16 protein-coding genes and 3 pseudogenes are annotated in these 12,842 nt (G+C 65.0%); 11 read left to right on the top strand and 8 right to left on the bottom strand.

The window, feature by feature from the left end; all coding sequences use genetic code 11:
• Window positions 1-505: 505 nt before the first annotated feature.
• The 3 genes and pseudogenes from J1902_RS19540 to J1902_RS19535 form a co-directional block, all read right to left on the bottom strand.
• The gene (locus J1902_RS19540; protein WP_242702207.1) at window positions 506-1,621 is read right to left on the bottom strand and encodes a hypothetical protein; all 1,116 of its coding nucleotides are present in this window, start codon (window positions 1,619-1,621) and stop codon (window positions 506-508) included.
• Complete coding sequence (locus J1902_RS18350) at window positions 1,618-3,807, bottom strand: multicopper oxidase family protein (protein WP_207617817.1); 2,190 nt, start codon at window positions 3,805-3,807, stop codon at window positions 1,618-1,620. The genes J1902_RS19540 and J1902_RS18350 overlap by 4 nt, the downstream gene beginning before the upstream one ends.
• Before the next feature lie 210 nt (window positions 3,808-4,017).
• Window positions 4,018-4,369: pseudogene (locus tag J1902_RS19535) on the bottom strand (EamA family transporter RarD); the annotation flags it as partial.
• Here J1902_RS19535 and J1902_RS19960 point away from each other — a divergent pair.
• The 3 genes from J1902_RS19960 to J1902_RS18335 all read left to right on the top strand — a co-directional run bounded on the left by J1902_RS19960 (window position 4,304) and on the right by J1902_RS18335 (window position 5,853).
• Window positions 4,304-4,555, top strand: coding sequence for an alpha/beta hydrolase fold domain-containing protein (locus tag J1902_RS19960; protein ID WP_372434598.1), 252 nt, complete (start codon window positions 4,304-4,306; stop codon window positions 4,553-4,555). The pseudogene J1902_RS19535 and the gene J1902_RS19960 sit on opposite strands and share 66 nt — an antisense overlap.
• An 87-nt stretch (window positions 4,556-4,642) precedes the next feature.
• The gene (locus tag J1902_RS18340; protein WP_207617815.1) at window positions 4,643-5,200 is read left to right on the top strand and encodes a hypothetical protein; all 558 of its coding nucleotides are present in this window, start codon (window positions 4,643-4,645) and stop codon (window positions 5,198-5,200) included.
• 446 nt (window positions 5,201-5,646) lie between these two features.
• A complete protein-coding gene (locus tag J1902_RS18335) occupies window positions 5,647-5,853 on the top strand; it encodes a hypothetical protein (RefSeq protein ID WP_207617814.1) in 207 nt (68 codons plus the stop codon).
• A gap of 231 nt (window positions 5,854-6,084) precedes the next feature.
• Here J1902_RS18335 and J1902_RS19955 read toward each other — a convergent pair whose 3' ends face one another.
• Entirely contained in the window at window positions 6,085-6,402 is a 318-nt protein-coding gene (locus tag J1902_RS19955) for a helix-turn-helix domain-containing protein (protein WP_372434597.1), read from the bottom strand.
• A gap of 308 nt (window positions 6,403-6,710) precedes the next feature.
• Window positions 6,711-7,442: an alpha/beta fold hydrolase gene (locus tag J1902_RS18325; RefSeq protein ID WP_207617812.1), complete on the bottom strand. Its 732-nt coding sequence runs from the start codon at window positions 7,440-7,442 to the stop codon at window positions 6,711-6,713.
• A 73-nt stretch (window positions 7,443-7,515) separates the two neighbouring features.
• On the opposite strand from J1902_RS18325, the gene J1902_RS18320 reads away from it, so the two are divergent.
• Together J1902_RS18320 and J1902_RS18315 are read left to right on the top strand one after the other, a co-directional pair.
• Window positions 7,516-8,214, top strand: coding sequence for a helix-turn-helix transcriptional regulator (locus J1902_RS18320; protein WP_207617811.1), 699 nt, complete (start codon window positions 7,516-7,518; stop codon window positions 8,212-8,214).
• A 154-nt stretch (window positions 8,215-8,368) separates the two neighbouring features.
• Complete coding sequence (locus J1902_RS18315) at window positions 8,369-8,521, top strand: hypothetical protein (protein ID WP_207617810.1); 153 nt, start codon at window positions 8,369-8,371, stop codon at window positions 8,519-8,521.
• A 199-nt stretch (window positions 8,522-8,720) separates the two neighbouring features.
• Here J1902_RS18315 and J1902_RS19745 read toward each other — a convergent pair.
• Both J1902_RS19745 and J1902_RS18305 read right to left on the bottom strand, forming a co-directional pair.
• Window positions 8,721-9,179: pseudogene (locus J1902_RS19745) on the bottom strand (transposase); the annotation flags it as partial.
• Window positions 9,180-9,253: 74 nt separating this feature from the next.
• Complete coding sequence (locus J1902_RS18305) at window positions 9,254-9,538, bottom strand: hypothetical protein (RefSeq protein ID WP_207617809.1); 285 nt, start codon at window positions 9,536-9,538, stop codon at window positions 9,254-9,256.
• Window positions 9,539-9,765: 227 nt separating this feature from the next.
• Between J1902_RS18305 and J1902_RS18300 the strand changes: the two genes are divergently transcribed.
• The 5 genes from J1902_RS18300 (at window position 9,766) to J1902_RS18280 (ending at window position 11,397) form a co-directional block, all read left to right on the top strand.
• Window positions 9,766-10,167 carry a cytochrome c oxidase subunit 4 gene (locus J1902_RS18300; RefSeq protein WP_207617808.1) on the top strand — a complete coding sequence of 134 codons (402 nt, stop codon included), beginning with the start codon at window positions 9,766-9,768 and terminating at the stop codon, window positions 10,165-10,167.
• Between the two features lie 147 nt (window positions 10,168-10,314).
• Entirely contained in the window at window positions 10,315-10,494 is a 180-nt protein-coding gene (locus J1902_RS18295) for a hypothetical protein (RefSeq protein WP_242702202.1), read from the top strand.
• An 87-nt stretch (window positions 10,495-10,581) separates the two neighbouring features.
• The gene (locus J1902_RS18290; protein WP_207617807.1) at window positions 10,582-10,740 is read left to right on the top strand and encodes a hypothetical protein; all 159 of its coding nucleotides are present in this window, start codon (window positions 10,582-10,584) and stop codon (window positions 10,738-10,740) included.
• 44 nt (window positions 10,741-10,784) lie between these two features.
• The gene (locus J1902_RS18285; protein ID WP_207617806.1) at window positions 10,785-10,997 is read left to right on the top strand and encodes a hypothetical protein; all 213 of its coding nucleotides are present in this window, start codon (window positions 10,785-10,787) and stop codon (window positions 10,995-10,997) included.
• A 79-nt stretch (window positions 10,998-11,076) separates the two neighbouring features.
• On the top strand, window positions 11,077-11,397 hold the full coding sequence (locus J1902_RS18280) for a hypothetical protein (RefSeq protein WP_207617805.1): 321 nt from the start codon (window positions 11,077-11,079) through the stop codon (window positions 11,395-11,397).
• Here the strand turns inward: J1902_RS18280 and J1902_RS18275 are convergent.
• Window positions 11,375-12,382 (bottom strand): SGNH/GDSL hydrolase family protein, encoded by a 1,008-nt coding sequence (locus J1902_RS18275; protein ID WP_242702201.1) that lies wholly within the window; start codon window positions 12,380-12,382, stop codon window positions 11,375-11,377. The genes J1902_RS18280 and J1902_RS18275 overlap by 23 nt on opposite strands.
• Window positions 12,383-12,598: 216 nt before the next feature.
• Between J1902_RS18275 and J1902_RS18270 the strand changes: the two are divergent.
• Window positions 12,599-12,842: pseudogene (locus tag J1902_RS18270) on the top strand (hypothetical protein); the annotation flags it as partial.

Here is a 12,842-nt window from a genome sequence, read left to right as displayed (position 1 = left end):
GCCGGTCTTCGACAGTCCGGTCCCATAAACCCGGCGCAGCACGCCGCCGGTGCGGCCATTTCGGCATGCCGGAGCGACGCCGGCCCGTTCGACGCAGCGGCACCCGCGTCAGGTTCAGGCTCAAAGCCCCCGACGGAACCGTCATGGCCGTCTCCAAATCCTTTCCGGACAAGCAGTCCGCGGTGGCGGCATCAGTGCCATGCGCGAGTATGCCGGAATGGGCCTGATCACGGACCTGTGCCCGGACGTCCCCGCCCGCGGATCACCGGCCGGGCCCCACGCCGAGTTCGCCGCCAACCAAGCAAGCAAGCACCTGACCGTCGGCCCGACGGACACCGTCGCTGATCAGGCATATCCGATTTTTCCCGGTTACTACGGCAACCCCAAGACTTCGGCATCGATGGAAGGGCGTCCCCAACCGGTGATGAGCAGATCGGCCGGCCAACGCCACCTCTCCTCGCAAGCTCGGACAGGGAACCCTGCCGGCGTGGGCCCAGCGATTGCCTCAATGCTGGGAGATCGCCACGGATTCGTGCCCGGAGTGTCCCGGGTTGCCGAACCAGCCGGTCCCGGCGAGGCCCATGACGCTGACGGCGATCGCCGCCACCACCGGGAGGGCGCGGAGGTGGGCCGACGCCGGCGGGCGTCCGTGCAGCCGGCCTCCGTCCCGCAGCAGGATGACGGCGAGCAGCAGCGTGCCCAGTTCCAGGAGGCTGGCAGCGCAGTCGGCCAGACCGACAGCTTCGGGTACGCCGGCTTCCGGGCCGAAGGGCAGCCCGACTGTGCGGGAGTGCAGCCACAGCACCAGCGGGACGATCGAGACTGCGGCTGCGGCCAGAAGGACTGTGCGCTGCCGACGGAGGAGCACCAAGACGCCGGCGGCAAGCTGTGCCGCGGCGAGGATAAGGAAGAAGGCGCCGGCGGCGGCCCAGTGGCCAAGATGCTCGGGTACGACGGCCGCATGGATGGCCGCGCTGCCGAACAGCACGGCAGCCAGGAACAGCCGTCGGGGATCAACCGGGTCCCTGCGGGGCGTCCGCCGTTGAGCCCGGCTGACGGTCAGCCGGCCGCCCTGGATCGCCACTGCCCAGCCGAGCAGCACGAGGTTGGTGATGAACAGGATTCCGCTGCCATAGCCGATTGCGCGAAGCTGCAGTCCGAGCGTCGCCTGCTCCAGCGATGACGGAGTGGTGCCCGTGGCGCTGTGGTGCGACGCGTCCATGAGCTGAAGCTGCAGGTGGTAGTCCCAGGCGGAGCTGGCAGCAATCTCGGCGGTGCCGGCCAAGGTGCCCGCCACTGCGACCAGCAGCCCGGTTGCCATCACCGTCCGTGGCTTGGAGAACACCGGCCCGAACCAGCGCAGCGCCAAGGTGAGCGCCGCGAGCACAGCCAAGACGAACACCGGGAGGGCAGCGGTGGACTCGATCAGCCAGCTCACGAACGGCCCCTGCGTGCGCTCGATGGCGCCGACGGCGCCCCGCAGCGAGATCATCCAGAAACCGTCAGCGTACGCCATCAGGACAGCCAGCGACACAACCGTCAACCACGGGACGGCTGGCCGGTCCGGAATCGCGCCGCTGCGTTCGTTGACGGAGTTGCCGAGCCTGGTCTTTCCGATCACGGCGTGATCTCCCAGCCGAACATCATGGAGTGGTCCTCGTGGGCCAGGTTGTGGCAGTGCGCCACGTACGGCCCCACGAAGTCCCGGAATCCCCGGTAGATAATCACCGACTCACCCGGGTCGAGCGCCACCAGGTCCTCCCGCGAGACGTCGTCCGGATGCGAGGGATTCCCGCGGGTCACGTCCTTGTCATTGCGCATGACGGTGCGGTGTTCCTCCATGTGCAGGTGGAAGGGATGTACCCAGCCGCCGCCGCCGTTGCGGATCTCCCAGAGGTTGAAGCTGTTCTTTTTCTGCTGGGCCAGCGGCGTGCGGCCGGCCCGGTTCTTCAGGCTCGACGCCACCGTGGCGGGTTCAAAGGGTTTGCCGTTGATGAGCCATTCGGTGTCGCCGCCTGCGCTGCCGCGCTGCACCTCGAATATGAGGCGGTTGTCCAGCAGGTTCTGCCAGTTGCCCGGCAGGGGCGGAAGCGGACGCATTGCGGTGGGGATCCGGCTGTTGTCCGGGGCGTCGTCGCCGATCACGAACTTGAGCACCGGCACCTTGTACTTCGGGTCAGGTGAGAACCGGGACGAGTTGGACCACATCCGCCCGTCGGGCATCTTCATGACGTTGGTGAGGTAGATGACGTCGCCCTTGGTGGTCGGTGTGCCGTCCTGGTAGCGGGTGAAGTCGACGATGACTTCCCGCCGCTTGGCCGGCCACAACTCGAAGGAGTCCCGTGTGATCGGGAACGGCAGGAGCCCGCCGTCCGAGGCGATCTGGGTGAACTGCATGCACTGCTGCGCGTCGGGGATGCGGTATTGGCCGGCGAGTTCGTCACCGTCGTAGCCCAGCGACGCCGACGACTTCGGGCCCTGCGTCGAGCTCATCAGCTTGAACTCGTAGATCCTCGAGATCGAGGCGTCGAGGAAGCGGAAGCGGTATTTGCGCCGTTTCACCTCCAGCACCGGGTTGGCCGTGCCGTTGACGGTGAAGATGTCGCCCACGAAGCCGTGGTTGGGGAAATGCTTGTAGAAGGTCTTGCCCCACCATTCGGGGTGTTTGGCCGGGTTCTTGGCGGCCGGGAATTCGCCCTGCCCGTCGTGGATGTCCTTGTGCACTGTGACGCCGTCGTCCAGCCGGCAGTCGTAGAAGGCCAGGGGGATGTCGTAATCGACGTCGAACGATCCGTCCGAATTGTTCCTGCGGACACCGGGTAGGTGCAGCCCCTGCCGCTCGTCGCCCATGTCCATGCCGCCCTTCGGGTCGTAGATGGGGTACAGGCCCACCATGCCCTTGTAGACGTTCGAACCGGTGTGGTCCATCCTGTGGTCGTGGAACCAGAAGAAGCTTTGCTTTTCGCGGTCGTCGCCGCCGGCAGGCCAGTTCAGGTACAGGTTGTCGCAGAACGTCTTCGGCAGGTAGCCCTCGTACTTCGGCCCGGACGCCATGGAGTAGTGCGGGTTGCCGTCGCTTTCGGGCGCGGTGTGGCCGTTATGCAGGTGGGTCAGAAACGCCCATTCCGGAGAACCGAAGTCCTGGCGGTCGAGATTAAGCGGGTTCTCGTCCAGATGGTTTTCGAAGCGCACGAGCACCGGTTTTCCGTACTCGGCGTTGATCATGGGTCCGGGGAAGGTGCCGTTGAAGCCGTAGATGGTGCTGAGCGGCAGCGTCCGCTTCGTGCCCGCCGCGAAGGTCTTGCCCGATGCGTCGAAGGATACGGTCGGACGGCCCTTGGCGTCGATCGGCAGCACCTGGGATGTGGTGAACGCATGGGCCCTGAGCAGCAGGTCGATCTTGTAGACGATCGGGTCTGGATAGCCGATCTGGCTCGGCCAGATCTGGTGCCGCTCGTTTTGCATCGAATTCTGCTGGCCGACGCCGGGTCCCGGCGGCTGTTTCCAGTTGCTGAATTCCGACTTCGACACCGGGGCCAGCGCCTTGGGGACCGGCAGCCGGTCCTTGAACGGCGAGATGATCAGCGGGCTCGTCGGGAATGTCTCGATATAGAACAGGAGGTCACCAAGCGACGTCGACGTAGCGGCGAAGGCGCCGTCGGCCGAGAGCAGGCCCCTCTGGGCGAGGAACGGGCCGCCCCACCCCTGTGCGGCAACCAGCGCAGCACCCGCACCCCCAACAGCCCCCCACCGCAGGAGCGTGCGGCGGGACACGCCGCCTGAGTTTGCAGATTCTTCTTCCGACATCAGACTATGCCTCCTTCGCGTGGGGCCGAAAGGCAGCCCCGCGGCACACGGCCGCCAATACTTGCACGCCGTTCCCCAGACCGACGTTGAGCCCGAGGAAACTCCTCACCTTGCAGGATTGGCTTCGCGATGCGATTCCCCCACCCGACCACTGTGAGCCGCGGACCTTGTAAAAACACGGGGAACGTTTTTGGAACGGGGTCCCTGTGGTCAGGCTGCGCTGAGCCTTGCCCTCTTCCTGATGGCCGAGTTCTTCCGCGTGGTCAGCAGCATGTCCACCATGAGGACCAGCAGGGCCAGCCAGACGACGCCGAAGCCGATCCAGCGGCCCAGGGTCATGGCCTCCCTGAACACAGCCAGCGCCACAACGAACTGCAGCACCGGAGCAACGTACTGCAGGAGCCCGATGGTGGTCATGGGCAGCCGGCGGGCCGAGGCGCCAAAAAACAGCAGCAGCACGGCCGTGATGACGCTCGAGGCAAGCAGCAGCCAAGAAATGCCCGGCCCCCTGGCTCGCCAGCGCGGCCGTTCCGCCGGCGGCCAGCGCCACCATGGTGGCGAACACGATGTGCTCCGCGACGAGGGCGAAGCCTATGCTGAGCGCATGCGCGAGGAGGGGGTCGCGATTGAGCACCGCCGCTGGCCGGGCCAGATGCACGGGTTCTTCACGCTGGTCAACGTCCTGCCGGCGGGCGCCGAGGCCATGGAGCTGATCGCAGGCAAGATCCGCGCCGGACAGGTTGCCTGACCTGCGCCGGTTCCCCGCCGGGGCCTGTCAGACCAACGTCTCTGGCGGGCTACCCTGCCCTGCAATGCAGACGCCGATTACGGGCCGTTGAACGATGCCGCCCGTCACCGGATCAAGCTATCCGGAATACCACGCCTGGGCATCGACTCGGACAACGGAAGCGAATTCATCAACTGGGAGCTGTTCCGCTGGTGCGAACAGGAGAACCTCACGTTCACCAGGTCCCGGTCCGGGAACAAGAACGACGGCGCGCATGTGGAGCAGAAGAACTGGCACATCGTCCGCCAGACCGTGGGCTACCACCGCTACGACACTCCCGGAGAGCTGGAGCTGCTGAACCGGATCTGGGCGCTGCAGCGGCTGCTGACGAACCATTTCGCACCCCAGCAGAAGCTCATCTCCAAGACCCGGACCGGCGCGAAGACCACCAGGAAATACGATGCTCCGGCCACCCCGTACCAACGGGTCCTCGCCGACGAGGGCACCGTCCGCAAGACGGCCAAGACCAGACTCACGCGGGAAAACAAGCCCCTGAACCCGGCCGCAATCCAGCGGCAGGTCCAGGCCCTCACGGCCGAACTGCTCACTCACCACCAGCAAGCAAGGGCCCAAACCCCGGCCCGCCACGCGCGCACTTTCAAGTGATTCCACGAAGAAAACCACGCGCGCATCTTGACATGATTCCTCGGGTCGGCCCGGCCCGTCCCAACCCTTTCCACCAGGCGAGCAGGCGCCTCGTGGACAAGCCGGGGCAGCACATCTCCGGTCTCTCGTGAGAGCTTCCTCGCCTTCGATGTTCACGTCCGTCAGAAGCGGGCCCGGATCGATTTTCGTTCCTGATCCGAGCCAATCACACCTTCGCGGATGAGCGTGGTTAGGGCCGTCTGAGTCCTGTGGCAGGGGATATGCCACCGCCGCCGGCACCGACTTCGGACCCGGCAGCGCCGGCAATAATACCTTCGGACGGGAACCCCGCCTGCGCCATTTCCAGGCTTCAATGCGGGTGCTCCCGCACAAGGCCGTGATGCGGTCCGGGAAGGTATGCCGACGTGTGTGGGTTACGCGGCCCGGATGTAGGCGAGGTTGGGGTTGTGGAAGAAGCCAGCCACGATGTCGGCCAGGTGTTGGAGCTGGCTGAGGGCGGTGACGCACAGGCTCCGGAATTGGTCGAGGCCGGTGATCCGGGACCCGCCGACGCGATCGTGTTTGACGTTTTTCCAGACCCGCTCGTCGGGGTTGAGCTGCGGCGAGGATGCAGGCGGAACAGGCGCAGCATTCCGTTGGTGGATTCAACGTAGTCGCGCACGGCCTCGACCTGTGGACCAGGTGGCCGTCGATCAGGAACACCAGAACTCGATGAACGTCGCCGGGCCAGGTGCCGTCGACGATGGCAAAGTGCAGCGTGCCGGCCGGTGACCGCCGAGATCAGGTTCACCGAAAACCTCGCCCCCGGTGGCGGTGACGACCGGTGCGTGGCCCACCGGTGCCCCAGCTCGCGCCGGGCGTGGAAGTCGGAACGGACCGGGGCCTCATCGCCGAAGCAGGCCTCGGCCCCCGGCCGCCCTGGCCGACGCGGCGATCGCCGGGTACTCGCTCGCCCTTCCACCCCGCCACCGCCCCTCCGGGTCGGCCTGGTAGGACCGGTACAGCGGCTCTTGCACCGAGAGCCCCAGCTGCCTGAGCAGCCGGCCCACGCTGGTGGCCGGCAGCTCCACGCCGAACTCGCGGGCGATCAGCCCCCCGCACCATGCCCCGGGTCCAGGGCCCGGCCTCGATGCCCAGTTCGCGCGGGTCGTTCTCCGCCACCCGGTACACCCGGCGCCGCCGGGCCCATTGGCTTGAGGCACACATCACCGAAGTTCTGGGACGGCGCGTAGGCACGGGGCCGGCTCGTCGCGAAAGTCGCCGACTAGGGTCCGCTTCCCCTTGCGTGAAATTCATCAGAAATTAGTGTTCACACAACGAGCCGAACATCTCTGCCCAGACGTGCGCCATTTACCCGCTGCGATTCACACCCCGGCCTGCTGAACATGTCGTGGTGTGTCTTGCGAACGATCGTTTTTGATTATCATGCTCGTCGGCCATCCGCCACTCCCTTCAGAGACGGAAAGGGCCAGCGGCATTCGGCGCTGACCCTCTCCCGGCTACTTGCGGTTTAGTTTTCTAGTGAAGCCACTGAGCCAATGATCTTGGCGAGGTCGCGGGGTCGGCTCCACATAGGCCAGTGCCCCGTGGGGAGGTCGATGACGTCGAGGTGTTCAAGGTTCGCGACTTCGGCGAACATGGGATGACCGGTTTGGGCCAGCTCTACCACCTGCGCACTAGGGATTGAGCAACAGACCAAGGTCGTCTGGACCTTGTGGCGTGCATCGTTGGTGAGCTCGACGGGCTGACGAAGCACGGGGCCGGGCTCAGGGACCGCCCTGGCCCGAAACTGCTCCAGGTCCTCTGCGCTCAGGCCTTCGAGGCTCGCCTGCTCTGCGAGGACGTCGAAGGACGGCAGCGGAAGCTCCTCCAACTCCTCCGGGATGTCTGGGGCGAAGACACTTCCCGTCGCGACAGGGCCGGAGTCGACCCACACCACCCGGTGGACAAGCTCAGGGTGTCGGTCCATGACGAGGCTGACGGGAGCGTTAGCCCCACTGTGGGCGACGAGAATTGCAGGCGGATTCCCGTGTTGAGAAATGGCGCCTAGGATCGCTTCAGCCTGGTCGTCGAGGGTTTTAGTCGTACGCTCAGGGTCGCGCGCGTCGAGACCGGGCAGTGTCATCGCGATGGCACTGGAATCGTCGGTAGTCAGGTGTTCACGGACCTTGTCCCATGCCCAGGCGCCCAGCCAGTGGCCGGCGATGAGGATGATGGTCGGACTGCTAGTCGTGGTTGTCATGTCACAACTCTCGGAGGCCCTACGGACAAGAGTATGTCACTATTTATGTCATGAATTTGCCGGGGTCTGAGCAGTGAAGCGAGCCGAACGACTCCATGCTATATCCGAGATGTTGCGCCGCAGCGGCGCGCGGGGGGTCTCCGCCGAACGGTTGGCGAGAGAGTTCGAGGTGTCCGTGCGCACAATCAAGAGAGACCTGACTGCGCTGGAGAACAGCGGTGCGCCAATATGGTCTCGCCCAGGTCCGGGCGGCGGCTACGGATTGGTTATCGGCGCGTTCTTGCCACCCGTCAGTCTGTCTCCGGCGCAGGCTGTGGCGCTCATGGCGGCCGTGTCTGCTGCGCCCGATGCCCCCTACGCTGATCTGGCTGCAGCCGGTGTCCAAAAGATCCTGGATGTTCTCGATCCCAGAACACGAGTAAGAGCCGACGAGCTAGCCCGCCGAGTGTGGGTCAATGCGGTTCCCTCATCTTCACGCGCAACAAAGTCGGCCCTGGAGGAGGCGATGGCCGAGCAGAGGGTGATTCGGATTCGCTACATATCGAGTGACGGCACCACGACCACCCGCGACGTTGAGCCCGTGCTGTTCGCCTCCACGAACGGCCAGTGGTACTTGATTGGGTGGTGCCGAATGCGCGACGCAATGCGATGGTTTACCGTGTCACGCATCGAGCGGGCCAACGTAACTAAGACTGCCTGCAGTGGCCACACCATCCGCGAGGTTGGAGTACCCCCGGCGAACGCCAGACCGGTGCACGGTCGGGGCGAGTGACTCACTCAACTAACGTGTCCAGTCAATTTCAATAACGACCACTCCATGCCGGAAACGATCGTTACCGGACGCCGCTACCAGTAAGCCGCCCCTAATTGCGGCTCATGACAGCGCCGTTACCAACAACCGGAGTACGGGCCGGGTCATCCTCACCGTGTACGAGATGAAGCGCATGGGCCGCGACTCCGCCGAACTGACCGCCCTGTCCGACCACCTCACCGCCCACGGCATTGCCCCGGAAATGCCCGCCGGTCCCCTGCCCGACATGAGCTCCAAACGGAACGCGACGAACCATGGGGCGTCATGAACCTAGTGCTCAACATCATCCGACTCGTCGTTGATGTAGCCCGCCTGTTCTGGCACAACATCCCCTAGCAGGAGCGGTGGCTGGATGCCTTGGCCCTACTCGTTCGGCCTTACATACCCAGGTTTGACTTATGGCATCCCTAGATTCTTCGTCCGGTTGTCGATGCGGGGCAGTTGCCTAAGTATGTGTTGGGAAGGGGTCAGGCGGCTGGGGCGGCCTGCCAAGGCCGGCGTCCGGGTGCCGGTGCCAGCCGCCTGGCCATCAGCCCGATCATGGCCCATTTGACCATGGCCTCGGCGTGGGCCGGAAGCCGTTCATAGTCGCGTCCCAGGCGGCGGCAGCGGACCAGCCAGGACAGGGTGCGCTCGACCACCCAGCGCCGGGGCAGCACCTCGAAGGTGTGCAGTCCCTGGGGTTTCGCCATGATCTCAAGGCTGATCCCGAGCAGCGTTCGGGCGAATTCCACCAGCCGGCCGGCGTAGCCGCCGTCGGCCCAGACCCGCACGATCGAGGGCATCTTCGTCCGGGCCCGCTCCAGAACCAGGCGTCCGCCGTCGCGGTCCTGCAGGCTGGCCGCGGTCACCAGCACCACGACCAGCAGGCCGATGGCATCGGTCACGATGTGCCGCTTGCGGCCGTTGGTCTTCTTGCCCGCGTCGTACCCGCGGGTGACCGCCCCGACGGTGTCTCCCTGAGCCGCCGCGGCTGGTCAGTGACAGAGTGAACTCGGGCTTATTCCTCGTCGAGCAGACCGGCGCACAGCCCGAACTCGTAGAGTTCCGCGGCGGCCGCGGCCTGGCTGCGAAACGCCACGCTGTCGCCGCGGGAAACCGATTCCCAGCAGACGGCGTCGCCCAGACGCAGTGCCCGTGCGGCCACCGAGCTCAGCGCTACCACCGGGGCAGTTTCAGCCTCCCGGCGCAGCTCCTCGAATGCGCTCCCCGACGCCGCAGCCGCCGCCTGCTGCAGCCGGGCCAGCATCAGCGATAGCTCGCCCGCGAGATACATCTGTGTCACAGTGATCGCCGCCTCTCCCGACTCTTCCGTGAGGCCATTTAGCATATGCCCGGGCTGCCCTGGGGTCCAGAGTCAGAGGTCGCTGCGTAGGACAGCAGCCAAAAATCCAGGAGATTGGCGTGCCCAAGTAGGTCCAAAGTTCCTTGCCCTGGACGGCGTTGACCCTCAGAGTTGACTTAAGCGAACTGGACGGAGCCGTCCCGCAGCGGGCTGTCAAAGGAGGGGCCGTGAAAATTGAATCCTGGATGTTCGGAGGGTTGGGCTTGTTCTTCATCCCCGTCGGTGTGTTCTATGGGATCGCCACACGATGGACTGAGCCGGTGGGTTTCATGGGCTTGTGGCTGGCAGGCGGTCTGGGCTGTTTGATCGGGCTTTACCTCGGGTACACCGGCCGTCGGATCGGGATGCGTCCCGAGGACAGTATGGACGCGGAGATCCATGAGGGGGCCGGCGAGCAAGGCCACTTCAGCCCGTGGAGCTGGTGGCCATTTTCCCTTGGCCTGGCCACAGCGGTAGGATTCCTCAGCTTGGCCGTGGGTTTTTGGCTCATCTACTTCAGCGCCGGTTTCGCCTTGGTCGCGCTGATTGGCTGGGTTTTCGAATACAGCCGCGGGGATCACGCCCACTAATCGGCTAGAAGCGTTCCTTCAGCTTTCGCAGCTTACGCCCGGATCCTTCCTCAATGGATTAGCTCAAACCTTCGGCGCCGTCGACGTCCTCGTCAACAACGCCGGCTACGGCTACCGCTCCGCCGTCGAAGAAGAGGTATCTCGGGCGTGGCGCAAAAGGAGCACGAGCCGCTCGGGATCAGCGTCACGGTGATCGAGCCGGGCGGCTTCCGGACCGACTTCGCGGGCCGCTCGTTGACGGAGTCGGCCGAGCCGATTGCGGACTACGCCGAAGGCCGCAGGCCAGCGGCGCAAAGAGCACGACAGGGGCCAGGCTTCGACGCGTAGCCCGAAGGACGGCCGCCGCTACCCTTGCGCCATATTGAGCGCTTCCCTGCCATGGTTCCGACCTATTCATACCGGAAGGAAAACGCCGTGTCCGGTCCGCTCATCTTCGTAACGACCGCCAGGATCAAGGACGGCAAGCTGGACGACTTCAAGCGCTTCGTCACGCAGCTGCTGGAAAACGTCCAGGCGAAAGAGCAGGAGCTGATGGCTTCAATGTCTTCCTCAGTGAAGACGGCACGGAGATGACAAGCATCCAGGTCCGTCCCAACGCGGCGTCCATGGATTCCCATATGCAACTGCTTCCCCCACTGCTGGGCGAAAAGATGAATGAGTGGGTCGACAGGGCAGACTTCCTCGAAATCAAGCACATCGAGATCTACGGGACGCCCAGCGCAGCCCTGCTGGAAGCTGATCAGCACTGGGTGGATTCGGGTGCCATCAGTCGAACCGTCAAGCCGGTACACGTGGCTGGGTTCACGCGAGGGAGCGTCGACGCGTCGTGAGTTGCGGATCGCAGAGATGCCTCCGAGCGCTCTCGCGAGCAGACTGCTTGCGCTAATGCGCTCAGCGTCTCCCAGTTCCTTGGGCGTGTGGCGCGGCTTCTCTACTCACCCGCTGCCGATTGAGCCAGGCTTCTTGGCCTCTGCGCAGAAGACGGAACGTCACTGCCTCAGCCTCGGCTTCATCGGGCAGTTCAGGATAGTGATTCCGTATGCCGTTACGAAGCTCATCGATAGGTGTTCCCGGGGCGAGGCCCGCCTGTTCGGCAGTCATCCGATCAAGACGGTAACGCTCGACTTCGGTAACCCGCTCTTCCAACGTAAGGTGTCCGGGGTCGTCTTCGAAATCGAGCAAGGAACGCCCTATAGGTACTGCATCGTCATGGCGAATATCCTGCAGTGAGCGCACCGGCAGGCATGTCGGCACCGACCACCGGCTCCGCCTCGGGCCGTTTCGCCCTCAGCTCCTTCTCGGCAGCATGCGGGCCCAGACGTCTCAGCGCCCACGGAATGAGGTACTGCCGTGCCCAGACGAGGTCTCCGGCCCTGGTCTGACGCCAGTTTCTTTCCGGTAAACCCCCGGGCTGCAGGGGCTGGAGCGTGTGGGGGACGTGCAGGGATTCCAGGACCATCATGGCGACCGTGTGGTGCCCCAGCGGTGAGAGATGCAAGCGGTCCGGATCCCACATTCGCGGGTCCTTCAGCTGCCTCAGGGCCCACAGGTCAGCGATCGTCGCCTTGTGGAGCATGGCGATGGTGCGGATGTGCTCGTTGAAAATGGCCACCCTGGCGCGGTTGCGTCCCAGCAGCGGCGTCGCTCCCCAATCCGGTCCGGTGAACAGAACCAGGGTAGCGCCTGTGGAACTCAGCAATTCCACACCGGCATCGAGTTTGGCCGCGAGCTTGTCCGGATCGCTGCCGCGGAAGGCCATGTCGTTCCCGCCGGCCGAGAGGGTGATCAGGTCCGGCTGCAAGGCCAGAGCCGGCCCGGTCTGCTGGTTCAGAATCTGCTCCAGCCGCAGGCCTCGCACAGCAAGGTTTGCGTAGACGAAACCCGGGTGGCCCTTGCTGAGTTCTTCGGCAACACGGTCGGCCCAACCGCGTAGACCTCCGGGGCTGCGCGGTTCCGGATCACCCACTCCTTCAGTGAACGAATCCCCTAAGGCGACGTAACGGCTCCACGGATGAAGGTCTGCCCCGTACCCGGGGTCGCTGTCACCAAGGACGGCCTCGGCAAAACTGCCCCGACCAGCTGGGAACAGGGGCCGGATCCATGCACAGATGATGCGCAGCACGGCATGGGACGCCGCAGTATGGTCCGCGGCCCGCTGCAGCGCAGGCATGGACGGACCTGAGCCGTCATATCCGACGGCCACTGTGGTGCCCATCGTTACCGCCCCCAGGCCAGCTCACCCGGACTGGTACCTCCCAGCACAATAAGCGTCCTGACCATCTCAGAACTCTCCTTTCCCGATGGCTGGATCTACCTAATTAACATTCGGAGACCAGAGAATCTTCCTAAGAAAGCGGGCGGGCAGCCGTGACATCCGGAATATCCGAACGAATCCGGGCTGACAGCTCAAACAATCCCGGAGCACAGGCGCGTGTCCGCCAACGGCCAGGACCTCACCGCCCGGAAGAACGCCCTGGCCGCTCTTGGGGTGGCGCCGGGGAAGGCCTTCACCGGCCGGGGCCTCACCGGCGCCAACCGGGCCCGGCCCGGACCGAGGGCTTCCTGGCCTCCTGCCGGGCCGGCGTGCACGCCGTCGCTTTCTTCGGAAGCGTCTTCACTCCTGGCCCCGTGCCTGGGCGAGGACGCGTTCGCTCTCCTTGAGGGCGTCCGCGATC

The sequence above is a fragment of the Arthrobacter cavernae genome (genome assembly GCF_017368795.1).
Lineage (GTDB): Bacteria > Actinomycetota > Actinomycetes > Actinomycetales > Micrococcaceae > Arthrobacter > Arthrobacter cavernae.
The sequence above is the reverse complement of the archived record's forward strand: the minus strand, read 5'-3'. Positions and strand labels throughout refer to the sequence as shown.